Source organism: Sphingopyxis flava, assembly GCF_900168005.1.
Classification (GTDB): Bacteria; Pseudomonadota; Alphaproteobacteria; order Sphingomonadales; family Sphingomonadaceae; genus Sphingopyxis; species Sphingopyxis flava.
Map to the genome: position 1 here is coordinate 17,978 of NZ_FUYP01000029.1, position 25,525 is coordinate 43,502.

General features: G+C 65.1%; 22 protein-coding genes and 1 riboswitch. Of the genes, 11 read left to right on the plus strand and 11 right to left on the minus strand.

Features of this window, described 5'->3' with window-relative positions:
- Positions 1-2: 2 nt before the first annotated feature.
- The 3 genes from B5X69_RS17195 to B5X69_RS17205 are packed head-to-tail and all read left to right on the plus strand — an operon-like array spanning position 3 to position 2,405.
- Positions 3-566 carry a sugar transferase gene (locus B5X69_RS17195; RefSeq protein WP_245798788.1) on the plus strand — a complete coding sequence of 188 codons (564 nt, stop codon included), beginning with the start codon at positions 3-5 and terminating at the stop codon, positions 564-566.
- Complete coding sequence (locus B5X69_RS17200) at positions 563-1,192, plus strand: acetyltransferase (protein ID WP_079639829.1); 630 nt, start codon at positions 563-565, stop codon at positions 1,190-1,192. Before B5X69_RS17195 ends, B5X69_RS17200 begins: the two co-directional genes overlap by 4 nt.
- Positions 1,193-1,196: 4 nt before the next feature.
- On the plus strand, positions 1,197-2,405 hold the full coding sequence (locus B5X69_RS17205; protein WP_079639830.1) for a DegT/DnrJ/EryC1/StrS family aminotransferase: 1,209 nt from the start codon (positions 1,197-1,199) through the stop codon (positions 2,403-2,405).
- 46 nt (positions 2,406-2,451) lie between these two features.
- Here B5X69_RS17205 and B5X69_RS17210 read toward each other — a convergent pair whose 3' ends face one another.
- From B5X69_RS17210 to B5X69_RS17230, 5 genes are all read right to left on the minus strand, one after another.
- On the minus strand, positions 2,452-4,398 hold the full coding sequence (locus tag B5X69_RS17210) for a polysaccharide biosynthesis protein (RefSeq protein WP_079639831.1): 1,947 nt from the start codon (positions 4,396-4,398) through the stop codon (positions 2,452-2,454).
- A gap of 305 nt (positions 4,399-4,703) precedes the next feature.
- On the minus strand, positions 4,704-5,456 hold the full coding sequence (locus B5X69_RS17215) for an ABC transporter ATP-binding protein (protein ID WP_079639832.1): 753 nt from the start codon (positions 5,454-5,456) through the stop codon (positions 4,704-4,706).
- On the minus strand, positions 5,449-6,432 hold the full coding sequence (locus B5X69_RS17220) for a FecCD family ABC transporter permease (protein ID WP_079639833.1): 984 nt from the start codon (positions 6,430-6,432) through the stop codon (positions 5,449-5,451). Before B5X69_RS17220 ends, B5X69_RS17215 begins: the two co-directional genes overlap by 8 nt.
- The gene (locus B5X69_RS17225) at positions 6,429-7,235 is read right to left on the minus strand and encodes an ABC transporter substrate-binding protein (RefSeq protein ID WP_079639834.1); all 807 of its coding nucleotides are present in this window, start codon (positions 7,233-7,235) and stop codon (positions 6,429-6,431) included. The genes B5X69_RS17220 and B5X69_RS17225 overlap by 4 nt, the downstream gene beginning before the upstream one ends.
- Positions 7,236-9,206: a TonB-dependent receptor plug domain-containing protein gene (locus B5X69_RS17230; protein ID WP_079639835.1), complete on the minus strand. Its 1,971-nt coding sequence runs from the start codon at positions 9,204-9,206 to the stop codon at positions 7,236-7,238.
- 76 nt (positions 9,207-9,282) lie between these two features.
- Positions 9,283-9,473, minus strand: a riboswitch (cobalamin riboswitch).
- Between the two features lie 85 nt (positions 9,474-9,558).
- On the opposite strand from B5X69_RS17230, the gene B5X69_RS17235 reads away from it, so the two are divergent.
- The 5 genes from B5X69_RS17235 (at position 9,559) to B5X69_RS17255 (ending at position 18,787) form a co-directional block, all read left to right on the plus strand.
- Complete coding sequence (locus B5X69_RS17235; RefSeq protein ID WP_079639836.1) at positions 9,559-11,022, plus strand: protein adenylyltransferase SelO; 1,464 nt, start codon at positions 9,559-9,561, stop codon at positions 11,020-11,022.
- 216 nt (positions 11,023-11,238) lie between these two features.
- The gene (locus tag B5X69_RS17240; protein ID WP_425441527.1) at positions 11,239-13,521 is read left to right on the plus strand and encodes an autotransporter assembly complex protein TamA; all 2,283 of its coding nucleotides are present in this window, start codon (positions 11,239-11,241) and stop codon (positions 13,519-13,521) included.
- Positions 13,521-17,753 carry a translocation/assembly module TamB domain-containing protein gene (locus B5X69_RS17245; protein ID WP_079639837.1) on the plus strand — a complete coding sequence of 1,411 codons (4,233 nt, stop codon included), beginning with the start codon at positions 13,521-13,523 and terminating at the stop codon, positions 17,751-17,753. The genes B5X69_RS17240 and B5X69_RS17245 overlap by 1 nt, the downstream gene beginning before the upstream one ends.
- Positions 17,753-17,974: a hypothetical protein gene (locus tag B5X69_RS17250; RefSeq protein ID WP_079639838.1), complete on the plus strand. Its 222-nt coding sequence runs from the start codon at positions 17,753-17,755 to the stop codon at positions 17,972-17,974. The genes B5X69_RS17245 and B5X69_RS17250 overlap by 1 nt, the downstream gene beginning before the upstream one ends.
- Before the next feature lie 243 nt (positions 17,975-18,217).
- Positions 18,218-18,787, plus strand: coding sequence for a TMEM165/GDT1 family protein (locus tag B5X69_RS17255; protein ID WP_079639839.1), 570 nt, complete (start codon positions 18,218-18,220; stop codon positions 18,785-18,787).
- Between the two features lie 42 nt (positions 18,788-18,829).
- Here the strand turns inward: B5X69_RS17255 and B5X69_RS17260 are convergent, their stop codons facing one another.
- The 3 genes from B5X69_RS17260 to B5X69_RS21585 are packed head-to-tail and all read right to left on the minus strand — an operon-like array spanning position 18,830 to position 20,279.
- Positions 18,830-19,753, minus strand: a complete 924-nt coding sequence (locus B5X69_RS17260) for a HEPN domain-containing protein (RefSeq protein WP_079639849.1) — start codon at positions 19,751-19,753, stop codon at positions 18,830-18,832.
- Positions 19,754-19,809: 56 nt separating this feature from the next.
- The gene (locus B5X69_RS17265) at positions 19,810-20,064 is read right to left on the minus strand and encodes a hypothetical protein (protein ID WP_079639840.1); all 255 of its coding nucleotides are present in this window, start codon (positions 20,062-20,064) and stop codon (positions 19,810-19,812) included.
- Positions 20,061-20,279 (minus strand): hypothetical protein, encoded by a 219-nt coding sequence (locus tag B5X69_RS21585; protein WP_079639841.1) that lies wholly within the window; start codon positions 20,277-20,279, stop codon positions 20,061-20,063. Before B5X69_RS21585 ends, B5X69_RS17265 begins: the two co-directional genes overlap by 4 nt.
- A 541-nt stretch (positions 20,280-20,820) precedes the next feature.
- On the opposite strand from B5X69_RS21585, the gene B5X69_RS17275 reads away from it, so the two are divergent.
- Together B5X69_RS17275 and B5X69_RS17280 are read left to right on the plus strand one after the other, a co-directional pair.
- Positions 20,821-21,048, plus strand: coding sequence for a helix-turn-helix transcriptional regulator (locus B5X69_RS17275; protein ID WP_079639850.1), 228 nt, complete (start codon positions 20,821-20,823; stop codon positions 21,046-21,048).
- 157 nt (positions 21,049-21,205) lie between these two features.
- On the plus strand, positions 21,206-21,763 hold the full coding sequence (locus tag B5X69_RS17280) for a lipocalin family protein (protein WP_079639842.1): 558 nt from the start codon (positions 21,206-21,208) through the stop codon (positions 21,761-21,763).
- Positions 21,764-21,783: 20 nt separating this feature from the next.
- On the opposite strand, the gene B5X69_RS17285 is transcribed toward B5X69_RS17280, so the two are convergent.
- Positions 21,784-22,002, minus strand: a complete 219-nt coding sequence (locus B5X69_RS17285; protein WP_079639843.1) for a conjugal transfer protein TraD — start codon at positions 22,000-22,002, stop codon at positions 21,784-21,786.
- A gap of 16 nt (positions 22,003-22,018) precedes the next feature.
- Positions 22,019-22,342 carry a conjugal transfer protein TraD gene (locus B5X69_RS17290; RefSeq protein WP_079639844.1) on the minus strand — a complete coding sequence of 108 codons (324 nt, stop codon included), beginning with the start codon at positions 22,340-22,342 and terminating at the stop codon, positions 22,019-22,021.
- 171 nt (positions 22,343-22,513) lie between these two features.
- Here B5X69_RS17290 and traA point away from each other — a divergent pair, with 171 nt between their 5' ends.
- Complete coding sequence (gene traA, locus B5X69_RS17295) at positions 22,514-25,357, plus strand: Ti-type conjugative transfer relaxase TraA (RefSeq protein WP_079639845.1); 2,844 nt, start codon at positions 22,514-22,516, stop codon at positions 25,355-25,357.
- 39 nt (positions 25,358-25,396) lie between these two features.
- Here the strand turns inward: traA and B5X69_RS17300 are convergent.
- A partial coding sequence (locus tag B5X69_RS17300) for an oxidoreductase C-terminal domain-containing protein (protein WP_139375849.1) occupies positions 25,397-25,525 on the minus strand: 129 nt, incomplete at its 5' end.

Below are 25,525 nucleotides of genomic sequence, written 5' to 3' on the forward strand. Positions count from 1 at the left end.
CAATGCTAGGTTTGCTCGCGCCCATAATCTTAATAATCGCAATTGCAGTACGCCTGTCAATCGGTTCGCCGTTACTGTTTGTCCAGCTACGACCTGGATTGCACGGAAAGCCATTTCGGATGCTCAAGTTTCGTACGATGCTTAACGCGTACGGAGCTGATGGGCTGCCGTTGCCTGATAAGAGACGCTTAACGCCTTTTGGGCGCTTTTTGCGTTCCACGAGTTTGGACGAGCTTCCAGGGCTTTGGAATGTGCTGCGGGGCGATATGAGCCTCGTGGGACCTCGGCCGTTACTGATGGACTATCTGCCGCTCTACAGTCCTGAACAGGCGCGACGCCATGAGGTGCGGCCAGGGCTTACGGGCTGGGCCCAAGTTAACGGTCGCAATGCCTTGGCTTGGGAGGACAAATTCAGGCTGGATGTCTGGTATGTCGACAATCGATCATTGTCGCTTGATCTGAAGATTCTGCTGATGACTGTGCGCAAGGTCGTGACAAGGGACGGCATCAGCGCGAAGGGAGAGGCGACGATGACGCCGTTCGCTGGAAACGGGACGAAGCCGTGACCCGTCTGATCGGAATATACGGAGCGGGCGGTTGCGGTCGCGGCATCATGCCGCTTGCACGGACGCTTTCGGGCGGAACGAGCGCGTACCTCGTTTTTATTGATGACCGCGCGCCTGCGGGTCCGATCAACGGTCATGCGGCTTGGTCATTTAGCCGCTTTTTGATGGAGGACGCATCAGAAAAGCATGTGGCTCTCGCCGTGGCGGCTCCCCCGGTTCGGGTCGAGATGGCCAGAAAGTGCGACGAGGCCGGATTGGCATTACTTTCCATCTGGGCAAAAGAAGTAGTAGTAATGGATGATGTCGAAATTGCAGAGGGCGCTCTAGTTTCTCCATTCGTGACCTTCACCTCGAACATTCGGATCGGACGCTGTTTTCACGCCAATCTTTACTCGTACGTCGAGCATGATTGTGTGATCGGCGATTTCGTGACCTTTGCGCCGGGCGTGCGCTGCAATGGTAATGTGCGTATCGGCGACCGCGCATATATCGGGTCGGGCGCCGTCATTCGGCAGAATCTGACGATAGGTGCCGATGCCGTGGTGGGCATGGGTGCCGTTGTTACAAAGGATGTTCCCCCCGGTGTTACTGTGGTTGGGAATCCGGCTCGGGTTCTAAGAAGGTAATGTCATGCTGAACACAAATTTTGCTCCTTGGCCTAGCTTTACCGAAGAGGAGGTCGACGCCGTTGCGGACGTCTTGCGATCGAACAAGGTTAATTACTGGACGGGTGAAGAATGTCGGGCCTTCGAGTGCGAGTTTGCCGAGTGGGTCGGGACCAAGTACGCCATCGCGCTGGCCAATGGCACGGTCGCACTCGACCTGGCTCTGCACGGTCTGCGCATCGGTTCTGCTAACGGGGGCAGCGCCCACGACGAGGTAATCGTCACGCCGCGGACCTTCCTTGCATCAGTCAGTTGCGTGGTCAACGCAGGTGCTGTTCCGGTGTTTGCAGACGTCGATCGCGATAGCGGCAATATCTCGGCCGAAACGATCGAACACGTGTTGTCACCACGAACGCGCGGAGCGATCATCGTACACCTCGCGGGCTGGCCTGCCGACATGGACCCAATCATGGCACTTGCGGCGAAACACGGCTTCAAAGTAATCGAGGATTGCGCGCAGGCGCACGGAGCGCGCTACAAGGGGCTAAGCGTTGGAGCCATTGGCCATGTCGGCGCGTGGTCATTTTGCCAGGACAAGATTATGACCACGGGGGGCGAGGGAGGAATGGTTACCACCAACGACCCGGACCTATGGTCACGTATGTGGTCGTATAAGGATCATGGCAAAAGCTGGGAGGCCGTTTATGAGCGCGCTCATCCTCCGGGATTTCGATGGGTGCATGAAAGTTTTGGTACTAACTGGCGCATGCTGGAAATGCAGGCGACGATCGGCCGCATCCAACTTCGCCGCATGCATGAATGGACAGCCGCACGAGCGCGCAATACTGCTGTGCTCCGGGATGCGCTGACTGAGTTTACGGGTGATGAAGGAATAGTTTACATGCCTCGGCCGGCCGGAGAGGGGTACGTTCATGCGGAATATAAAGCATACGCCTATGTCCGCGCTGAAAATTTGACGGACGGTTGGGATCGCGACCGTATCGTAGCAGAAATTGTCGCCCGGGGCGTGCCCTGCTATCAAGGAAGCTGTTCCGAGGTGTATCTGGAGAAAGCATTCGACCATGTGGGATGGCGACCCCAGGAGCGATTACCCGTCGCACGATCGCTAGGCGAAACGAGCCTAATGTGGCTGGTGCATCCCACTTTGACGCCCGAGCAAATGCAGCTTGCGGCCGACGTGAGTGGCGAAGTGTTGGCGATGGCGAGCAGATAACCGAACGCAACTCGGGGAGCAAGAAGCCATTGCCATTGGCGTAGGCTCAGGCCCGATCAATCTCCAGCCGTCCAGTCCGTTCGGTGGCAGGTGCATATTCTGGGACTAAGCTGCACACCACCTGCATGGCCGAAATACTGTCGCCGCTGCGACGGATAGCCGCGTCGAGGCTCTTCAATTCTTGGTCGAGCTTTTCCCAAGGCCACAGCTTCTCGCGCGCCCGCATGATCCGGGGATGATTTGTTGTCTGAGGATTGTCCCCGATGAGGAGTTCTTCGTAGAGCTTCTCTCCAGGGCGGAGCCCGGATTCCACAATCTCAATGTCGCCTTCTGGATTGTCAGCGTCCCGGACGCTGAGACCGGACAGACGGATCATCGACCGCGCGAGGTCGGCGATGCGCACTGGCTCACCCATATCGAGGACAAATACCTCGCCACCCTTCGCCATCGCGCTTGCTTGGATGACGAGCTGCGAGGCTTCAGGGATTGTCATGAAATAGCGCGTGATCTCGCGGTGAGTCAGCGTTACAGGCCCACCGGCGGCGATCTGCGCCTTGAAGCGCGGCACGACCGAGCCGCTCGACCCCAGGACGTTGCCGAAGCGCACCATGCTGAAGATTGTTTTCACGCCGGGCTCCGCCGCGCGTGCCTGAAGAATGAGCTCGCATACGCGTTTTGAGGCACCCATGATGTTCGTCGGACGCACGGCCTTGTCGGTGCTGATGAGGGTGAAATTGGCAACGCCAGCCTCCTCGGCGGCTTCCACGCTGTGGAGCGTCCCCATGATATTGTTGCGCAGACCCGAGATCGGGTTCGCCTCGACCAGCGGCACATGCTTGTAGGCGGCGGCGTGGAAGACGGTTTCCGGACGGTAGTGCGAGTAAACGCGGCGCATCGACGAGCGCTCGGACACATTCGCTAACTCGGGAATTATAGGCACGGTAATGCCCATCTCTCGCATCAGTTCGGTGAGCTCCTGCTCGATCGCGTAGAGACCATATTCGGATTGTTCGAGAAGAATGAGGCGTGCCGGGCGGCATTGGATAATCTGGCGGCAAAGCTCACTGCCGATCGACCCTCCGGCGCCCGAGACCAGCACCGTCTTGCCGACAATTGTCTTGCCCATCAGCAATTCATTCGGCGTGACCGGTTCGCGCCCCAGGAGCTCGTCGATCTGGATCTCGTGGAGATCGCTGACGGTCACTCGGCCCTCAATCACGCTTGTCAGATTGGGGAGCGACCGGACGTAGACCTCCTCGTCCTGCAATGCCTCGATAATCTCCCGCCGGCGCGCGCGCGACGCGCTGGGAATAGCGAGAAGAACCTCGTCTACATCCGTATCTTCGAGCAGATCATGCAGGCGGTTGGCGCCAAAGACGGGAACACCATCGAGACGCTGTCCATCGAGGCGGACATCATCGTCGACGAAGCCGACGAGATGAACCTGCGACTCGTGGCGCAGCGACAGCGCGAGTTGCTGTCCTGCACGCCCCGCACCGTAAACCACTACCCGGCGCACATCTGCCGACACGACTTTAAGAAGATCAAGCAGCGCAAACCGGATGCCGACGCGGCTCGCGGCAAGCAGCATCAGGAAGATCATGGGATGGAGGACGCACAGCGTCCGCGGGACCGCTGGCAGGCGAAATATCACGCAGACAATGAACAGTGGTATGGTGAGGAGCCCGCACGCAATTGCGAGGTCGGCGATGGTTCGGGCGCCCGAAAAGCGGATCAGCGAACGATAGACGCCGGCTTTCCAGGCGATCGGATACCAGAGTGCGAGAGCGAACGCGGTAAAGGTGCCGATCGGGAGTGAGATGAGGTTCCACACGCCGAGCCGAAGCGAAAAGGCGATCCAGACCGCCGCAACGCAAAGGAAACCATCGATCGCGACCGCCATCAATTGACGTTGCACGCGCGGGCGATCGACGATGAAGGAGAGAATCTTTTCGCGCGCTGCGCGCCACCGGACGTTGTTCTGAACTATCATTACCCGTTCGCCGTTGTTTGCCGGACCGTCGAGACCGGTGCCACGATGTTATAATATCGGGAAGTTTCCCTGCGGCGACCTCACATCCACACGCAAGGTGCTCGCGGTAGATGCGAGCGCCGCCTTAAACTCTCGGCGCGGATAATTCAACAAGTGCCGCATGTTGAGAACCCCTCCTCTGAATGATGGTATTCAGAACGACGCAATAATTCGCGGCGCCGACGATCGTTCCCGGCGGGGAGGCGAGGCTTGCTCATTTGCGCCAGACCGTGCGCGAGGGTCGGCGCGATGCGAGGCGCTGTTCGCTAGCGCTTGATGTAAAGACCCGAGGCGTGGCCGCCCATGCCAGGCTCGACGTGGATCGCAACGTCGAAAACGTCAGCGGCGCGGCTCGCGATGACGGACGGGTCGGTGCGGCTTTCCGAAACAATGCGGCCATCCTTCATCCAGACGATCCGATCGGCAAACTGCGCCGCGAGATTGAGGTCGTGGAGCACCGCGGCGATGCCCTGGCCCGCGCGGCTTCGCGCCACAAGCCTGGTCATGACGTCGATCTGGCGGCGCGGATCAAGCGCCGCAGCAGGCTCGTCCAGGAGCAGGAGCGGGGCCTCAGCGGCAAAGACCCGCGCGAGCGCGACGAGTGCCAGCTCGCCGCCCGAAAGGGTGGCGGTCGAACGGCGGGCGAGAGCGGCGCAGCCCACTTCATCAAGCCAGCGCGCCGTTTCGTCGGCGCCCCGCGCGACTTCACCACCTCCGAAGGCGAAGCGGCCGAGCGCCACCATGTCGGCGACCGCGATCGGCCACGCGATCTCGGTGCGCTGCGGGAGATAAGCGAGGCGGCGCGCCCGCTCGATCGGGCTGAGGCGCGTGATGTCGTGCCCGCCCCAATGGACCGCCCCGCTATCCGGTCGTCCTTGCCCCGCGAGGAGGCGCATCAAGCTGCTCTTTCCCGAACCGTTGGGGCCGACGATGACGACGAGCTCACCCGGCGAAAGCCGGAACTCCGCGTCCACGAGCCGATCGGCGAGAGTGAGCCCCTTGGCTATCAGCTCAGTCATGGCGCACCGTCCCGCGGCGCAGCGCGATCAACAGGAAAATGGGGGCGCCGGCAAGCGCCGCGACCACCCCGAGGCGCAGTTCCGTATCGGTCGGCAGCAGGCGGACGAGCATATCGGCGACGATCAGCATCGCCGCGCCCGCAAGCGCGGCGGGGACGAGGGCGCGCCCTGGATCGTGGCCGACCCAGGGGCGAACGACATGCGGCGCGACGATACCAACGAAGCCCACCGCGCCTGCAAGCGCCACCGAGGCGCCGGTCGCAAGGCCGGTGCCGACCACGACCGCAATCTGGGTGCGACGGAAATCGAGCCCGTGCGCGCTCGCCGCCTCCTCGCCGATCGCGAGCAAGGACAGGCTTCGACGCTGGGTCAGAAGCATGGCAGCGCCCGCGACCATGAAGGGAAGAGTGAGACCGAGATCGGCGAGCGAACGGTTGGCGACCGACCCCAGGGTCCAGTTGACGAGATCGGAGAGCGAGAAAGGATTGGGGGCGAAATTGAGAATGAGGGCCATCGCGGCCCCTGCAAGGCTTGAAAGGCCAACCCCGATCAGGATCAGCGTCGCCATGCCGCGCGTGCGCACGGCGGCCGAGGCGAGGAGGGCGGTCACCAGGCCCGCGCCGCCGATCGCGCCGAGCGGCAAGGCCCAGGACCAGGCCGCGGCTAGCCCGAAATAAAGCGTCAGCGTGGCGCCGAGCGTCGCCGCGGCCGAGACGCCCAGAATGCCGGGCTCGGCGAGCGGATTGCGCGTCAGCGCCTGCAGGCCGGCGCCGCATAGACCGAGCGCCGCGCCGACCGAGGCGGCAGCGAATATCCGGGGCAGGCGGATGTCGAACAAAATGATCGCCGCGGCAGGATCGCGCCCGCTCACCCAGTCGGCAAGCAGCGCCGGCGAAAAGCCGCGCGCGCCGGCCATCACGGCAAGCGTAGCGGCGAGCAGCAGCAGCGCTGCGAGCAGGAGGTTGACGCGGGTCATTTGGCCTTTGCCAATTCGGTCACGGCGTGCCCCATCAGCCAATTGCCGCACGCGAGCCATGCGCCCGGCACCTCGGCCTCGCGCGCACCGCGCGTCGCCCGCGCGACAACCGGATGGCGCGAGGATGTCCAATGATCCTGCTGATAGCGCGGACTGTCGAAAAAGGCGCGAAAGACCGCATCGGGCCGTCGCCTCACCATATCTTCCACCGGCAGGCTCCCCCAGCCGGGCGCGGTGCGATAGGGTGTGTATCCGGCAGCCTCGATGACCTCGGCGACGAGCGATCCGGGCCCCGTGGTCACGTCGCCGGGGGTAACATAGAGTGCCGTGCCCTTGGGAGGCGAATGCCGCGCGGCCGCAAGCTCGCGCGCGAAGCTAGCAGCGCGGGCGCGCGCTTCTCTCTCGGCACCCAGTTCCCGCCCGACGCGGAGCATGTCGGCGCGGGCTTCAGCGAGCGAGGCCGGAAAGCCGAGCTGCACCACCTTGATTCCCATCGCCGCGAGTTGCCGGTCGAGCCGTGCGTCGCCGCCGTAGCTGCGCACGACGACCGCGGGCCGAAGGCGCGCGATATCCTCCAGCTGCGGTCTCAGGCGCACGATGCCCGCCGCGCGCGGCGCTGCAAAGCTCGTGTCGCTGTCGGCCTCGAAGGAGACGGCGCGGATCCGCTGCTCGGGCAGCAGTCCGAGCACCATCTGATCGGCGCAGAAATCGATGCTGGCGACGCCTTTGGGGGCGGGCAGCGGCGCGCGGCTCTGGCAGCCCGCAAGAAGTGTCAGCACCGCCAAGGCCGCGACCCGCCGCATCTAGAAGCCCCAGCGCGCCCCGACATAGGCCGAGCGACCCGCGGTGTTGTAGGTGGCGACCGTCTGATACTCCTCGTCGAACAGATTCTCGACGCGGCCGAAGAGTTCGATTCCCGCGGCCAGCGGATAGGAGGCCCTGAGGTCGACCACGACATAATCGCCGAGCCTTACGCTATTCGCCCTATCGTCGAAGCTCTTGCCCGCGTAGCGCACCGCGACCGAGAGATCGGCGCCCGATGCGCCGTCCGGCGCCCATGCCAGCTCGGCGTTGGCAAGATGCCGGGGGCGCCGCGCGAGGCGATTGCCCTCGAGCGGCGATCCTGGGGTGCGGTCGGTTGCGACCGTCAGGCTGTAGTTCGCGCGCACCGCGAAGCTGCTGCCAAGCTTTGCACCCGCCTCGACCTCGACGCCTTCTGCCCGGGCACGATTGATGTTGTCATAAGTGCCGAACGGCCGGTTCCCGCTCGCGCAGATCGCGGGCAGGGGATCAGGGACGGGCGGGCAGGAGACGAAGTCGATCAGGTTGCGGCTGTCGCGGCGATACCAGGCGACATCGACAAAGCGCCGCGCGTCACCCAGCCGCACGCCGACCTCGTAGGATTTTGCGCGCTCGGGCAGGAGCTCGGGGTTCCCGTAAGCGCCTGACGAGTCCGAAAGCTGGAACAAAGTCGGCGCCTTGAAACCCTCGCGGTAGCTCGCGCGCAGCAGGACATCATTCCCGATTTTTTGCCCGATGTCGGCGGCAAAGCTCGTCGCACCGCCAAAGTCGCGGTGGTCGTCGCGGCGAACGCCTGCGGTCAGCGAGAATGTCTCGGTCGGCCGCGCGGCCAGCATCGCCCAGCCGCCGGTGGTTGCGGTCTGCCCCCGGTCGGGCGCAAAACCATCGTCGGTAAGCGCGCGCGTCCATTCGCGCTCCGCGCCGGCAATCAGGCGGAGGCTGTCGCCTGCCGCGCTCCCAAAGACATCGCCGAGGCCCCAGTCGAGGCTGTAGCTCAGCCGCTCGCTGCGGCCGCGTGCGCGAAAGGTCGGCGCATCGCCGAAATCAGGGTTGAAGTTGTCGCGATTGACGTCGGCGAAGGCGAATTGCAGCCGGTGCGCAAAGCCGTCCGCGCCGCTGGTGCCGGCGGGGCGATGCTCGAGGCTCGCCGCGGCATAATGCTCCTTTGTCTTTTGAAACTCGTCCGTGTCGCCGAAGGTGAAGGTGGGCGGTGCAAAGCCGTCGAGCTCAACGCGGCTCGCGGCATAAAGGCCGAACGCCCGGAAGAGGAGGGTGCTTCCGATTTCGGTGCGATTGCTGAGGTTTGCCGAATATTGGCGGTAGCCGTCGCGCTCGGTTCCGGCTGCGGCGCTGCTGAAGCCGCGGGTGCGGACATAGCCGCCGCCGATACCGAACTGCGAGGCGCCGAGCGCGGCCGTGCGCAGCTGGCCGTTCACACGCACCGTATCGCGCGCGCCATATTCAGCGCCGACCCGGCCCGAAGTGCCGCTTGCAAGGTCCGGGTCGGTCGAGGTGACCGACACCACCCCGCCGATCGCCTGGCTACCCCAGGGCAGGCTGTTCGCGCCGCGCAGCACCTCGATACGGTCGATGCTCCCGAGCATCAGATTGGCAAAATCGAACGCGCCGTTCGGCGATGAGGGATCGCCGACGCGCACTCCGTCGATGACGACGAGGGTCTGCGCGTCTTCAGCGCCGCGGATGCGCAGGCTTGCCACCCCGCCGAGTGCGCCATTCTGCGTGACATGAACGCCAGGCAGCCGTGCGATGAGGTCGGCTGCGGCGCCGTTCTGGGCGCGGTCGATCTCTTCCTTGTCGATGATCGACACCGATGCATTGGTCTCAGAGAGCGCAAGCGGCGCGCCAATCACGGTAATCGACTGGTCATCGAAAGGCGCTTCGTGCGCAAGCGCGGGTGATGCTGCGGCGAGAGCGAGCAGCGACAGACTGGTTTTATAGGCAAGTTTCTTCATTCAGGTCCTCCAGCGTTACGGTCTTGCCGTCACGCGAGGATCCTCGCCTGCCCCCGGTGCACCCCGCCCGCGCGCAGATAACGGCGACGCTCTGGCAGGTCTCCTGGCTTCCGGGTCGCCGGTGGATTGCGGCCTTCCCGGGGACCTCGTCCCCAGTGGCATAGTCGCATCCGCCTCGCCGGTTACAGTTGCGGGGGCAGCGCCGGATTTTACACCGGACTTCCCTTTTCATGCCCGGTAAAGGGCAACCCGAGGTCACGAGGCGAGCCGCTAGCAAAAGCATGCTCGCGCTGCAACGCCAACTTGCAATCACGGAAGGGAGGCTCGACATAGGCTCCAACCGGGAGCCGCCATGCACATCGCCTTCGACAATAGTTTTCACGCGACGATGGAAGGCTTTTATGCGCCTGCCGAGGCTACGCGTCCCTCAGCCCCGCGCCTTTTGGCGTTCAACGATGCGCTCGCCGCGCGCCTCGGCATCGAAGTTGCCGGCGTGGGCGATGACGAATTGGCGCGTCTTTTTTCGGGTGCGCAGCTGCCTCCCGGCGCCGATCCGCTCGCGCTTGCCTATGCAGGACACCAGTTCGGCCATTTCTCACCGCAACTCGGCGACGGGCGCGCGCTGCTCCTTGGCGAGGTCGTGGCGCCCGACGGTGTGCGCTTCGACATACAGCTCAAGGGATCGGGACCCACGATGTTCTCGCGCAACGGCGACGGCAAGGCGGCAATCGGTCCCGTGCTGCGCGAATATCTCGTCTCCGAGGCCATGGCGGCGATGGGCGTGCCAACGACGCGCTCGCTCGCAGCGGTCGCAACAGGCGACCGCGTCCAGCGCGAGCGCGCGCACCCGGGCGCGGTGCTGACGCGCGTCGCGCGCAGCCATATCCGCGTTGGCACCTTCCAGTTCTTTGCCGCGCACTTCGGAGCAGAGCATGTCATCCGCCTCTCCGACTATGCGATCGGCCGCCACTTCCCCGAACTTGCCGAAACGGCGAACCCCCACCTTGCGCTGCTCGAGAGGGTCATTGGCCTTCAATGTTCGCTCATCGCCCAGTGGATGGGCGCCGGCTTCATCCATGGCGTGATGAACACCGACAATGTCGCGATCTCGGGCGAGACGATCGATTATGGGCCCTGTGCTTTCATGGACCGCTTCGCGGTGAATACCGTCTTCAGTTCGATCGACGCCCATGGCCGCTATGCCTATGGGCGCCAGCCGCAGATCACGCACTGGAACATGGCGCGCTTTGCCGAAGCGCTGCTGCCTGCGATCCACGCGGTCGATCCCGCTGACGTTGAGCGCGCAAAGGAGCTGGTCGCGGCGGTTCCGGACCGCTTTCGGAGCGCCTGGGACGAGACGTTGCGTGCAAAACTGGGGCTTGGCAAGGAGGATCCCGGCGACACTGAGCTCTTCGATGAGCTGTTCGCCGAGCTCGAGCGCCATAGCGTCGATTTCACCGGCTTTTTCCGCGCGCTTGCGATGCTGCTGCGCGGCGATCGCGCGCCGCTCGATGCGATTCTCCCCGATGTAGGCGCGATGGCGTCATGGATCGCTGCATGGCGTGCGCGCATCGAGGGGGAAGGGGGAGATTTTGCAGAGCGTGCCGACGCGATGGACGGCGTGAACCCGCTCTACATCCCGCGCAACCACCTCGTGGAGGCCGCGCTCGCCGCCGCCGAGGCGGGCGATATGACGCCTTGGCGCAGCCTCCTGGACGCGGTGCAGCATCCCTTTGCCGCGCGCGCCGACTGGGCCGAGTTCGCCCAGCCTGCGCCCGAGGATTTCGGGCCCTATACGACCTTTTGCGGAACCTGACGGGCGCCGGCTCGTTGACCCCTTGGGTGATCGCACGGTCCTGTCAGGGGGATTTCATCGCAAATGGCGCTTTCTTGCGATCTTCCTCGAGCAAAATCGCCTTGCGCCCCGCCGCGCCGCAAGCCACAAGTGCGCATCGGCTGTGCACAGATGCAAAATTCTGAAAATCCTCGCTTATTGAAACGCGCAGGGCCGCCGCGCTCCCATCGCGGACTGATATTGTCCGCGTCGCTTTTCGCGTTGGGCTACGCCGGCTCAGCGCTTGCGCAGCAGGTGCCGCCTGCGGCCGCCGAAAGCCAGGAGGAAAGCCCCGCGCCGGACGCACCTGGCGATATCGCGGTGCCGACCCCGCCGCCCGCCGACGTGACCCTGCCCGAGGTCGAGCCGATCATCGGCGACGACGAATTCGACGATGCGATCCCGCCGATCAGCGCCGAGGATGATCCCGAACTCGACCGTCCGCTTGAATCGATTGCCGAATTCGAGCGGCGACAGGCGGCTGCGCGTGCGGCCGACGCCAGCAGCGATGGCGACGCGCCGCCGAGCGCCGATGGCACACCGGTCCCGGCGCTTGCCGACGGCGATGCGGTCGAGGCGATCGGTGACGCACCGATCACCGACAGCGAACTTGCCGCGCCGCTTCCTGCGCTCGAAAATTTCAACGTCGAGCCGGTCGAATTCGCCGAGCCCGAGGAGGCGGACGCGCATCGCACGCTCGAATATACGGTGCAGGTCAACGGTCTTGCGGGCGCGGATGCGACGACGGGGGTCGATCTTGCCGACCTCTTCGGCGACCTTTCCGCGCTCTATGATGGCGATGGCAAGGCTGAAAATGGCGCGATGATCCGCGCGCGCCTGTCGGGCGATGCCGAACTCCTTCAACGTATCCTTGCCTCCGAAGGCTTTTATGATGCCAAGGTCGAAACGCGGATCGACCGGACGCCGCGAACCGAGGATGCCGGCGCGGACGGAGAGAGCCGGGCGCGGCGCCGGCGAGGGCCGCTCACCGCGGTCATCGACGTGACACCGGGACAGCGATACATCTTCTCCAGCATCGCTATCGATGCAAAGCCCACCGTTCCCCCGACGTTGATCAGCGACTATTTTCCGCTGAGCGTCGGTGAACCGATCGTGGCCGAACGGGTCCAGGGCGCCGAAGCTGCGCTCGCGCTCAAGCTCCCCGAAGAGGGCTATCCTTTTGCGACGATCGGGCAGCGCGACATCCTCCTCGACGGGGCGAGTGGGACCGGCGACTACACGCTGCCCGTCGACATCGGTCCGCGCGCGCGCTTCGGCGGGTTCGAGACGACTGGCGATCTCGCCTTCGATGCCGACCATGTCGAGACTCTCTCGCGCTTCAAGCGCGGCGACCTCTATGATAGCCGCATGGTCGATGACCTGCGTCAGGCGCTCGTCGCGACGGGGCTCTTCTCGACCGTCGCGGTCGAGCCGCAGAAGACAGGCGAAGATGCGGGCGACGACACCGAATATGTGACAATGCTCGTCACGCAGGACGCGGGCCCGCCGCGCACGATGGCGGCGAGCGCGGGCTACGGCACAGGCGAGGGGATTCGGCTTGAAGGGAGCTGGACTCACCGCAACCTCTTCCCGCCAGAAGGCGCACTCATCGTGCGGGGTGTTGCGGGCACGCAGCAGCAAGGGATCGGGGCGACCTTCCGCCGCTCGAACGCGGGCCGGCGCGACCGCACCTTCGAGCTCGTCGCCGAAGCATCGCGCAACAATTACAACGCCTTCGAAGCGCTGACCGGACGCCTCGCCGCACGGGTCAGCGTTGAGTCAACGCCGATCTGGCAAAAGAAGTTCACCTATTCCTATGGCGCGGAACTGATTGCGACGAGCGAGGATGATTATGATTTCGCGCGCGGCGTGCGTGACCGCGACCTCTATTATATTATCGGGCTCGCGGGGCAGGTCGGGATGGACCGCACCGACAGCCTGCTCGACCCGACGAAGGGCTTCCGCGTCACTGCGCTCGTACAGCCCGAAGGATCATTGAGCGGCAAATTCACGCCTTATGCGCGCACCCGCCTCGACGTCAGCGGCTATTATCCGGTCACCGACAGCATCGTCGTGGCGGGACGTGTGCGCATCGGCTCGATCCTCGGCGCCGCGCGCGAGCGCCTCGCCCCGTCGCGGCGCTTCTATGCGGGCGGCGGCGGTTCGGTGCGCGGCTTTGGCTATCAGGAGCTCGGGCCCAAAGACCCCAATCTCGACCCGATCGGCGGGCGCAGCATCAACGAGGCGGCCCTTGAGGCGCGCTACCGCTTCGGAAATTTTGGCGTTGTCGGCTTCGTCGACGCAGGCCAGGTCTATCGCGGCTCGACCCCCACCTTCTCCGATCTGCGCTTCGGTGCGGGAATTGGCGCGCGCTACTACACCAATTTCGGTCCGATGCGCCTCGACGTCGCGACGCCGATCGACCGCAGACCAGGCGAGGCGCGGATCAGCGTCTATGTCTCGATCGGGCAGGCGTTCTGATGGCCGAGGATGCGCCCTTCGACGCCGAAGACGGCGCGCCCGCCGCCACCGCCAATCCCTGGCCCCGCCGTATCGCACGCTGGGTCGGCATCGCGGTCCTCGGACTGCTTGCGCTGCTCGCGCTGTTCTTGGTCGGGCTCAACAGCGACGCCGGGCGGCGTTTCGTCGTCACCCAGATCGAGAAATATGAATTCGAAAACGGGATGAGGATCGGGATCGGCCGCCTCGACGGATCGCTCTACGGCGCGATGATCGTCCGCGATTTTTCGCTGTCGGACACCAAGGGGCGCTTTCTGACCTCGCCCGAATTGCGCATCGACTGGCGGCCCTTTGCCTTTTTGTCGAACCATGTCGATGTGCGTTCGGCAACCGCGAAACTGATCAACGTCCAGCGCCTGCCCGAATTCAGGCCGGTGCCCGACACCGGCGAGCCGCTGCTGCCGGACATCGATATCGACGTCGCGAAGCTTGAGGTCGACCGGATCGTCTTCGCTCCGGCGGTTGCCGGCGAACGCCAGGAAGCGCGTCTCAGCGGCAAAATCGCGATCGCCGACCGCCGCGCGCAGGTGACCGCTGATGCCGAGACGATCGGCGCGAACGCGAAAGGGGACACGCTGAAGCTGTTGCTCGATGCCGTGCCCGAACAAAACCGGCTCGCGATGACGCTCGACCTGCGCGCGCCCGCAGGCGGCGTCCTCGCGGCTATGGGCGGCTTTACGGAACCGCTCACCGCCAAGCTCGATGGGCGCGGGGACTGGAAGGCGTGGAACGGAAATCTCACCGCGAACCTTGGTGCCAGCCCGCTCGCTCGGATCGCGCTCACCGCGCGCGACGGCGATTTCGCGGTCAAGGGCGAGGCGCAGCCGTCTCGGCTGCTCACTGGCGCGAGCGCTGGGCTGTTCGGACCGCAGACCGACATCGACCTCAAGGCGCGGCTTGCCGAACGCAAGGCCGATCTCGACGGGCGCCTCTCATCCGAGGCGTTCCGCCTCGGGATCAGCGGCGGCGTCGATCTCGGCACCAACCGCTACGACGATCTTCATCTGGCCTTCGTCCTGCTCCGCCCCGGCGCGGTCGCGCCGGCGGTGCGCGGGAGCGGGGTGCGCGCGAGCGCCAAACTCAACGGCTCCTTCGCGCTGCCCACGGTCGAATATCAGGCGAATGCTGCCGTGCTCGCGGTCAATGACATCGTGGTCGAGGCGCTCAGCCTTTCGGGCAAGGCGCGCGTCGATGCCGACCAGATATTGGTTCCCGTCGCGGGCCGCGCTGCGCGCATTCGGGGGCTCGATACGGTCGCGGGCGGGACGCTCGCCGCCGTGCGCCTCGACGGCGACCTTGCCTACGCCGAGGGTCGCATTCTCAGCGACAATCTGCGCCTGCGCTCGCCGCGCATCGACGCCAAGGCGATCATCGTCGCCGACCTGAACAAGGGCTTCTACACGGGGGCGATCGACGGGCGCGTCAACAATTACCGGATCGAAAGCGTCGGCCTGTTCAATATCGACACGCGGATGGATCTCAAGACCGAGCCGCGCGGCGGCTGGGCGATTGCGGGGCGCGTCCGGGCGCGCTCGACGCAGCTCTTCAATTCGGGGGTGCGCGACCTCCTCGGCGGCAATGCCGTGACGAGCGCCGACGTCCGCTACGGCACCGACGGCATTGTCCGCTTCTCGAATCTGCGGCTGAGCGCGCCGCGCCTTCGCGTCACCGGCGGGCAGGGGAGCTATGCGCCTGACGGCCGCATCCGGCTCGCGGCCCGTGCGCAGTCGGCGGACTATGGCCCGCTCGGCGTCGAGGTTGCGGGCACGGTCAGCGACCCGCGCGCGGTGCTGCGCGCCGAGCGCCCCGGGCTCGGGATTGGGCTTGCTAATCTCGAAGCGCGACTCAACGGTGCGCCGAACGGCTACCGGCTCGCTGCGACCGGCGACACTGACTATGGTCCCTTGTCAGCTGATGTCGTTCTGCTCACGGCAACCGGACCGCTGACAATCGACGTCGAGCGCGCGGACCTTTCGGGCATCGTGATGCAGGGGCGGCTCGTCCAGAGCGCGGCGGGCCCCTTCGTCGGGCGGCTCGATGCTGCGGGACAGGGGCTTGGCGGGCTCGTCCGCCTCAGCGCGGCGGGTCAGTATCAGGCCGCCGCGATCAATGTGCGGGCCAATAACGTCACCTTGCCGGGCTCGGCGCAGCTCCGGGTGGGATCGGCAGTCGTCGATGCCGACGTCACGCTCTACGACCAGCCGCGGGTGATAGCGGACATTCAGCTTGCTTCGACGCGCTTCCGCGAGGTCGACATTGCCGTGGGGCGCGTGAAGATCGATTATCAGGATGGACGCGGCAAGGCGCAGGCCCTCGTCGAGGGGGTGAGCGGCGTTCCGTTCCGCGTTGCGGTGAACGCCGACCTTCAGCCCGAACTCTGGCGTGCCTCGGTGCAGGGGCGTGCGGCGGGCATCGCCCTCAAAACGGCGTCGCCCGCGCGGATCATCCCCGGCGCCGATGGTTATGAACTACTGCCGACCACCATCGATCTCGGGCGCGGCAGCAGCGCTCGTCTTGCCGGGCGGTTCGGCGAGGGGATCATGCTCCAGAGCCGGCTCGACCGCGTCAACATGACGCTCCTCAACGCCGTCTATCCCGACATGGGGCTTGGAGGCCGCGCGAGCGGCAGCCTCGATTTCGAGCAGGCGAGCGCCGATGCCTTTCCCCGCGCCGACGCCAGGCTGACGATCAACAATTTTACCCGTACGACCGCAGCGACGGTGAGCGAGCCGGTGGACATTAATTTTGCAGGCAAGCTGCTCGCCGACGGCGGCGAGGCGCGCGCCGTGATCCGCAAGCGCGGCAGCGTGATCGGGCGGCTGCAGGCCTCGCTCCGTCCGCTGGGGCCAGGCGCGGGTCCCTGGACAACACGCCTCAGCGCGGCGCCGCTGTCGGGCGGCGTCCGCTACAATGGTCCCGCCGAAACCCTCTTCTCCTTCGTCGGAACGGGCGAGCAGCGCCTGTCCGGCCCGATCGCGCTGGCCGCCGATTTCAGCTGCCGTGTCGCCGACCCCTGTTTGAACGGCGTCGTACGCGGGAACAGCATGGTCTATGAGAATCTCGCCTATGGGACGCGGCTCACCAATATTGCCACGAACGGCCGCTTCACCGGCAACCGGCTCGAGATCGAGCAATTTACCGCAAGCGCGGGCGACGGGTCGATCAGCGCGAATGGCTTTGTGAGCCTCGCCGCCGCCGACGGTTATCCGATGAAGATCGAGGCGACGCTCGACAATGCGCGGCTCGCGCGCAGCGACAATATCGGCGCGCGCGCGACCGGCAATCTGACCCTCGAAAAGGTTAAGGGGCAGGCGGCGCTCCTCTCGGGGAGCCTCATGCTTCCCGAAACGCGCTACCGGATCGTGCGCGAAGGCGCGGCGCAAGTGCCGGTGCTCACCGGCGTCCGCCGCAAGCCTCCAGCAGGGCGCCAGCGCATCAGCGGCGAGGGGCTCGCGGCCGTCGGCGGCAGCCTCTTTGATCTCATCCGTCTCGACATCCGCCTGCGCGCGCCAGACCAGATCTATGTGAGCGGCATGGGCCTCGAATCCGAATGGCAGGCCGACGTGACGCTGCAAGGCACGACCGAGGCGCCGCGCGTGACCGGTGAAATCGACCTCGTGCGCGGCACGCTCGGCTTTGCTGGCCGCTCGTTCGATCTTGAGGAGGGCAAGGTGACCTTCCCGACGGGCGATGCCTATGATCCCTCGATCCGCCTTCTTGCGAGCGACACAATCGAGGAGGTGACGGTCAATGTCGCGGTTTCGGGGCGCGCGATGAACCCGCAGATCAATTTCTCGAGCGTGCCGGGGCTGCCGCAGGACGAAATCGTCTCGCGCATTCTCTTCGGCGATTCGATCACGACGCTGTCGCCGCTCCAGGCTGTACAGCTCGCCTCGTCGCTCAATGCGCTGCGCAGCGGAGGCGGAGGGCTCAGTCCCTTGGGCGCGCTCCAGTCGGCAACGGGCATCGACCGGCTGCGCCTCCTGGGGCCCGACGATACGCAGGGCCGCGGGACGGCGCTCGCCGCCGGCCAATATATTTCGAACGATATCTATCTTGAGGTGATCACCGACGCGCGCGGCTATACCGCGACCCAGCTCGAGATCAGCCTGTCGCGCGCGCTGTCGCTCCTCAGCCAGGCGGGGGGCTCGGGCCAGTCGAACCTCTCGATCCGCTATCGCAAGGATTATTGATGCGCTTGGCATTCCTCCTGCTTGTGCTTCTCTCCATCGGGGCCTGCAAGAAAGAGCCCGATTTCGAGACGCGCTACGAGAGAGCCGTGAAGGAGGTCGATGCGAGGGCGAAGGCGATGGACGCCGACATCGCCGAGGCCGAGCGAGCGGCAAAGGCCGCCGGCGCTGATCCCTCGGTCCCGGCCGAGCACGGCGAACCAGGCGAACCACCCCCACAATAGCCCCGTGCTCGCGGGGCTTGCCTTGGGCCGATCCGCCGTCTAACGGGTCTTCGTCATCTGGGGAGTAGCCAGCCGCCCGTTCGGGGCGGGCCGCCGCGTCAACATACTCGGCCGAGAGGCCGTGGTGCGGTGGAAGCGGGTCACCGCTTGGGCGAGACCAATGGCGTCGACCTTTCGTCCAGGCCGGGCGGCGGGTTCGACAGCCGTTGGAATCGCGCTGCCGCCCGGCCCGGGGGTTTGTTCATGGAAGCCATTTTGACGTCGACCGCCGTCGTCGCCCTCGCCGAGATAGGCGACAAGACGCAGCTGCTCGCCATTCTTCTCGCGACGCGTTTCCATCGTCCTCTTCCGATCATCTTGGGCATTCTGGTCGCGACCCTCGCGAACCACGCACTCGCCGCGCTGCTGGGCGTGCAGGCCGCGGCGTTCCTCGACAGCCCTGTGTTCCGCTACGCGATTGCGGCCTCATTCCTCGCGATGGCGGTGTGGACGCTCATTCCCGACAAGCTGGACGATGAGGAGGCACCGAAGCCGCGCTTCGGCGCTTTCCTGACGACGCTCGTCGCCTTTTTTGTCGTCGAAATGGGTGACAAGACGCAGGTGGCGACGATTGCGCTTGGCGCGCAATATCAAAGCGTCCTCTGGGTCACTGCCGGGACCACGCTCGGAATGATGATCGCCAACGTCCCGGCGATTTTCCTTGGCAATGAGCTGCTGAAGCGCGTGAACCTCGGCACCGTGCGAGCGATCACGGCGGCACTTTTCCTGGTGATCGGTCTCTGGGTGATTGCGCAGACAGCGGGCTGGCTCTGATCCAGTATGTACGGGTGCCTCCCCGCCGCGGGGAGATCGACTTCACTTTGTTTGCGAGGAGAACGCCTGGCCGAGCGCTGCTATATGCTCGCGGCAAATCGTCTCGACGAGACGCTCGAGCACGGCGACGCGCTCGCTGATCCAGCTCAGTTCCTCGGCGCTGATCTTGAATTGAGGCGAGTATCTCGCCTGGACATAGGCGAGGCGCAGCAGCTCGAAGCAGCGGCGGCTGAACTTGTTGTCGCGCGGCCAGGCTTCGATGAGCGCGGGTGCGATCTGCTCGCACTGCGAGCGGAGGAAATTGAGCCGGTGCGACTTGGGCGCATACAACGTGTTCACGAGAAGAGCGCAATGGTAGGCGCGCTCCGCTGCCTGATGAAAGGTGAAAGCCGCATCAAGGGGCTGGCCATCGTTGATGTAGTGCAGGGCACCGCGACGGGCCGAGCCGATTTTCGGAAACCAGCAGTCAAAATACTTCTCCGCCTCGACCCGCGCTTCCTCGGGCGGCAGGTTGCGCGGCTGCGCAAACTCGAACCCTTCGGCCTCGTAGAGCGCGATGCCCTGCTCGACGATATCGACGAAGAAAGGTCGCCCGCGCTCAAGCTGCGCGTTCACGTCCTTCAGCGAATGGACGATGAAGCTCACCGGGGCAGTCAGCGTCTTCGCGATCGTGAACGCGCGCATGAGGCGGTCCTCGGCCGCCGACCAATGCTCGAACTCGGTAAGCCGGTCATAATTGACCACGACGAGGATGTCATAATCTGATTGGTATCCCCCGATCGGATCATCGACCCAGTCGCCGCGGCCATAGCTGCCGTAGAGCAGAATTTTGAGAATGCGGCCCTTCCGGTTCCAGTCGGCATTGCCGCGCGCATGCGCGGCGGCAAACTCCTCGAACAGGATGCGCACGACCTCGGCAAGCTCGCGCTGCTTGGCTGGCGGGAGATGATCAAGGCCGGTTCGCATGAGGCCACCCTGAAAGGCGCCGGGCCGGATGGCAAGCCCATCCGGCCCGCTTTGGATCATAGCCATGGCCAGACGAGCCAGGGCAGCCGCGCATGGAGGCAGCGCGACCAGATGCCGAGCGCGCGCGCAAAATCTTCGGTGACCTCCTCGACGGTAATGCCATGCCGCGCGGCGAGCTCGTCAAAGGGGGTCTTGTCGAAGCGGATCGCGAACAGGATATCGCCCTGCCGCGCGCTCATCTTGGAAAGCGCGATGCGCATGCGGCGTTCGGCGTCCTCATCGCTCACCTTGGAGAGGTCGCGACGTCTCACGGCTCCGCTCCTGCAAAGGCGAGGAGAGAGACGCGCGTCCGGATCGCCAGGCCCGCAGCGCGGAAGATCGCCCTCTCATCGCAGCGCAGCACCGCGAGCCATGCTGCGCGATCCCAGGGCTGCAGCCAGGGCAGCCGCTCTTCCTCGAGCTCGGCGATGACCTTGCTCGTGACCTTAAAATAGAGGTTTGCTCTCTCGTTTAGCTCTCTGCGCATATCCTCATCTCTTTCCAGCCACCGCACTTGCGGCCCGGACGGGGGCGGAAGGTGGGCGGCAGGAAGGAGCCGGCAGCCCCGCTTGCATCGGGCGCGCCGCATCCGAAGGACCGCAACGAAGTGCAGGACCCGCACGCGGGTTGCGGTCCGGCCGGGCGGGGCTAAGGCGCGTGACGCCCGCCTTCGTCCCCGCCGCGCCGCGACGAGACAATCCGCCGCGCGAGCGGCGACCGCATGCGCGCTGGCGGTACACTTCCTCGGGACGAATCGGCGAGCGCGGCGCGCCATTCAGGAGAATCTGGCCCTCAAAGGCGGCCTCATCAAGTCCCGCCGCGCGCTCCTGAGACGGCGTGAGAATAATTATTTTGCCTGGCCAAAACCCGCCGATTCTACGCTAGAGTTTCCTATTCTACGCTAAAATACGACGTAGCCGCTCTGCGAGCGAAACCTTGCCCTGGGGCGGTGTTGACGAGCGCAGGGCCCATCATCTTCAATGCGGTCATGTCGGCTTATGGCCTGCCAGCACATGGAGGATGACCGCATGGCACTTCAGTCTCGCTTGCGCATGATGCGTCTCAATGAAGTCCTGAACCTCACCGGCCTCAGCCGCGCAACGCTCTACCGAAAGATCGCCGCGGGGACCTTCCCGGCGCAGCACAAGATCGCGGCGCGTTGCTGCGGCTGGCGGGCGAGCGAGGTCGACCTATGGCTGCGCAATCCCATGAGCTTCACCGTCGCGGACCTTGATCCGGACCGCGATGCCGCCTGAGCACGGGCGCGCCGCCAGGCCGCCTGCGCGCCGCCAGAGGGCGCCTCTTCTTCGTGCCCCGCGAAAGCCGATACCCAGCGCGCGGCGCCCGCCGCGCGGCAACGACGCGCGGATTTCATGCGTAGAAGCCGGGACGAGCATTGCTGAGGGAGTATCCATGAAAAGACCCGTCTTTGCCGCTGGCGCGGCGACCGCGATCGCTGCGCCGCTCGCCTATCTTCTGTGGAGATATTATCCGCGTCCCGGGCCGGTCGGAAACCACGCCGTTCCCGAGCCTGCCAAGGTCGTCGAACTTCAACGCTACATGGGGCGCTGGTACGAACAATTCCGCTATGATGCCTCGTTCGAGGAAGGGCTCGAAGCGGTGACGGCGGATTATTCGCTCCGCCCTGACGGGAGCGTGCGCGTCGTGAACCAGGGTCGCACGGGCGGGCCTCAGGGCAGGCGGCGCAAATCGACCGGCAAAGCGAAGCTTGCCGACCGCGCGACCAATGCCAAGCTCAAGGTCTCCTTCTTTGGCCCCTTCTATGGCGATTATTGGGTCCTCGACCATGGCGACGACTATGAATGGTCGATCGTGGGCGAGCCATCGGGGCGCTACCTTTGGGTATTGACCAGGGAGGCCAGGCCCGCGCCCCGAACTCTTGACGAGCTCGAGGCGCGCGTGAAGGCGCTCGGCTACGACTGGTCGCTTATCCACGTCACGCAGCACTGATCGCGAAAGCGCCTTCCCGATCACGGGCGATGACCATTCTCATCGGCCAGGACGCGGCGTCCATGCTCGCGCCAGAGCGCTAGTTTCACATCGCGCTCGTCGCCCTTGAGCGTCGCAGCCGCTTCGAGGAAGAGGCCCAAAAGGATCGCGGGATCATCGGCGGCAAGCTCGGCGAGTTCGGCTTTCACGACAAGCCTGCCGAGCTCGATCAATCGGCGCGCGCGCTGTTGGCGTTTCATGAGCCGGACGCGCCTGTCATGCCAGGCGCGCGTCGCCTGAAGGCGATTGCGGGCCTGTGTGGCGCGGCGCTGCGCGGCGTCGGTCGCTGCAAGCCCCTTTGCGAGCGCGGGAGCGGCCCGGGCGAAAAAAGTCGGCGCCGCTCTCGCGCCACGCCTCCTTTCGCGAAGCATCCGCGCCGCCAACATCGAGAAGCACGCCGGCAAGCTGTTCGATCGAGAGGGCAGCTGCCCCGGTGGCTCCTACCAGCTCGCCAAGCTGGCATTGCCTTTTCGTCTTGAGCGCCTTCGATCGGTCGCTGAGCGTTCGCAGCTCGGCATCAAAATCACGCGGTTTTGGCATTGTCCGTCCTTCCATCCAATGGGTCGGACGAACCAACTATGCCGAGTCGCTGCGTCAAACAAGGCGCTGAAATATAACGAGATCATATGACACAATCCGCGACAGAATCGCCCATAAAGAGGGTTTTGCCGCGTGCGGAGGCGCGCATCTTGCTGTAAATGGACCGCCCTCATGGCGATCTATCATTTCCAGGTGAGCGTCATTTCCCGCTCTTCGGGCAGCAGTGCGGTCGCAGCGGCAGCCTATCGTTCGGCCGGCAGGCTCTATGATGAGCGATACGGGCGCACCCGCAATTTTTCGAACAAGGCTGGCGTCGTGCACAGCGAGGTCCTGCTTCCTGAAGGCGCGAATGAGCGCTGGTTAAATCGTGAATGGCTCTGGAATGATGTCGAGGCCCGCGAGATCCGTAAGGACGCGCAGCTCGCCCGCGAGATCGTGTTTGCCATCCCCAGCGAGATGACCCAAGGGCAGGGGATCGAATTGGCCCGCGATTTCGTCGGACGCGAATTTGTCGACCGCGGCATGGTCGCCGACCTCAATGTGCATTGGGACATCGGTGCACGAGGGGGCCCCAATCGGCACGCGCATGTCATGCTGACAATGCGCGAGACAAGGGCCGGCCAGGAAGGTCCCGCAGCGTTCGGGCCCAAGGTAACCGAATGGGGCCGCAGAGAGCTGCTGATGCATTGGCGGGCAGCATGGGCGGACCACGTCAATGAGCGCCTGGCGACCCTCGATATCGATGCCCGGATCGATCACCGCAGCCTGAAGGCGCAAGGGAGCGACCTTGAACCTCAAAATAAGATCGGTGCTGCAGCCTTGCGTATGGCGGCGCGGGGCCTCCATTCCGATCGCCTTGCCGAGCATGCCGAGATCGCGCGCTCAAACGGCGAAGGGCTCATCGCCAACCCCGCGACCGCGATCGACGCGATCACCCATGGGCAAGCTACCTTCACCACACGCGATCTTGCGATGTTCGCGCACCGCCATAGCGACGGCAAGGAGCAGTTCGACGCGGTGATGGCAGCGGTCAAATCCTCGCCCGAGCTGATATCGCTCGGCAAGGACGCGCGCGGCGACGAGCGCTTTACGTCGCGCGCGATGATCGAGATCGAGAAACGGCTCGAGCGCGCGACCGACGCCCTCGACGCAAGACGCCGTCACGGCGTCGGCGATCGTCACCGCGAGCACGCACTCGCGCGGGCCTCGGCTCGGGGCTTTGAACTTTCCGCCGAGCAACGCGGCGCGCTCGAGCACATCACCAGCGCGCGCGGGATCAGCAATGTCATTGGCTATGCGGGGACGGGCAAGAGCGCGCTGCTTGGCGCCGCGCGCGAGGCATGGGAGGCCGCGGGCTACCAGGTGCAGGGAGCGGCGCTCGCGGGCGTCGCCGCCGAGGGTCTCGAACAGGGCTCGGGCATCGCCTCGCGCACGCTTGCAAGCCTGGAGCATCAATGGGCAAATGATCGCGCGCGCCTGACCGGCAAGCATGTCCTTGTCATCGACGAGGCGGGCCTCGTCGGGACGCGTCAGCTCGAACGCATCGTGTCGGAGGCCGAGCGCCGCGGCGCCAAGATCGTTCTCGTCGGCGACCCGCAGCAGCTTCAGGCGATCGAGGCGGGCGCTGCCTTTCGCGCCGCCGCCGAGCGGCACGGCGCGATCGAGATCATGGACATCCGCCGGCAGCGGGCGGACTGGCAACGCGAAGCAACGCGCGAGCTTGCCACAGGGAGGACAGGCGAGGCGATCGCGCGCTATGCCGAGGCGGGCTTCGTTCATGCAGCCGACACACGCGAGGCGGCGCGCACCGCGCTGGTCGATGCCTGGGAACGCGATCGCCAAACCCATCCCGAAGCAAGTCGCATCATCCTCACCCATACCAATGCCGAGCGCAAGCAGCTCAACAAGGCGGTGCGTGAACGGCTGAAGGCCCGCGGCGCGCTCGGCGATGGAGTGGCGCTCGAGGTTGAGCGCGGAACGCGCGTCTTTGCGCCGGGCGACCGGATCATGTTCCTCAAGAATGAGCGCGCGCTCGGCGTCAAGAACGGCTCGCTCGGGACGGTGCAGTCCGTGCACCCAGTGCGGATGGGCGTGATGCTCGATGACGGGCGCAGCGTCGCGTTCGACCTCAAGGATTACGCCCACGTCGACCATGGTTATGCAGCGACGATTCACAAGGCGCAGGGGATGACGGTCGATCGCGCCCAGGTGCTCGCGACGCAGGGGGTGGACAGCCACTCGATCTATGTCGCACTATCCAGACATCGCTTGGCTGTCGATCTTTACTATGGGCGCGACGATTTTGCGAACCAATCGAGGCTCATAAGCGCCGCATCGCGTGAGCGCGGCAAGGATATGGCCAGCGATTATCGAGGTCAGCGCGGTTCCGGGATCGCGGACCTGCGATCGCGCATTCGATCGCTCGGTGCTTCTTCAGCGCGCAGCGAGCTTGAAAAGGCGATCGAACGCTTTGCGCGCGTCACCAAGGCGATTGTCGAGATCCGGCGCGAGGGGGGCAAGGAGTCGCCGCAGGAGCTTGAGACTTACCGCAGCGCCGGGAAGGCGCTCGATGTGCTGCGCCCTGGCGGTGCGACCGAACTGCGGGAAGCGTTCGGGCAGAGCGAGAAGCTCACCCGCGAGGCGGCCGAAGGGCGGACCGGGCGCGCGATTGCCGAGATGGAGCAGCGCCAGGCGGCAAGGGCGGCCGAGCGCAATGCCGCAGCGCGTGAGCAGGCCCGCCTGACGGCCGAAACCGAGAAGCGCGCGGAGCAGTTTGTCAGCGCCTGGACGAAGGAAAGCGCGCGGGCGAAAGATGGAGCAAGCCATGCCGCGCGCCGTGAAGCGCGCGCCAAACTGGCGAGCATGGCGAAGAGCCTCGAGCGCGACCCGGAACTCGGGGCGCTGCTCCTGAGCCGGCGAAAGCAGCTTGGCCTCGACGCCGCCAGCACGAAAAAGCTGTCCCAGGATATCCAGCAATATCTTGGGAGTGGACGGGGGATCGGTATTTCGATGTAGGCTCGCCCATCCTTCGCGAAAGCCTCTCCTATTCACCGGTCAACCGACGACTCGCTCCATCATCGCCTTGAGCGGCGTGCCGGCATCGGCGAGCTGCTCAGGGGAGGCGCGAAGTCCTGCGGTGACGATCATGCGGCCCTGCACATAGTCCCTGGTCGCATTGACGCA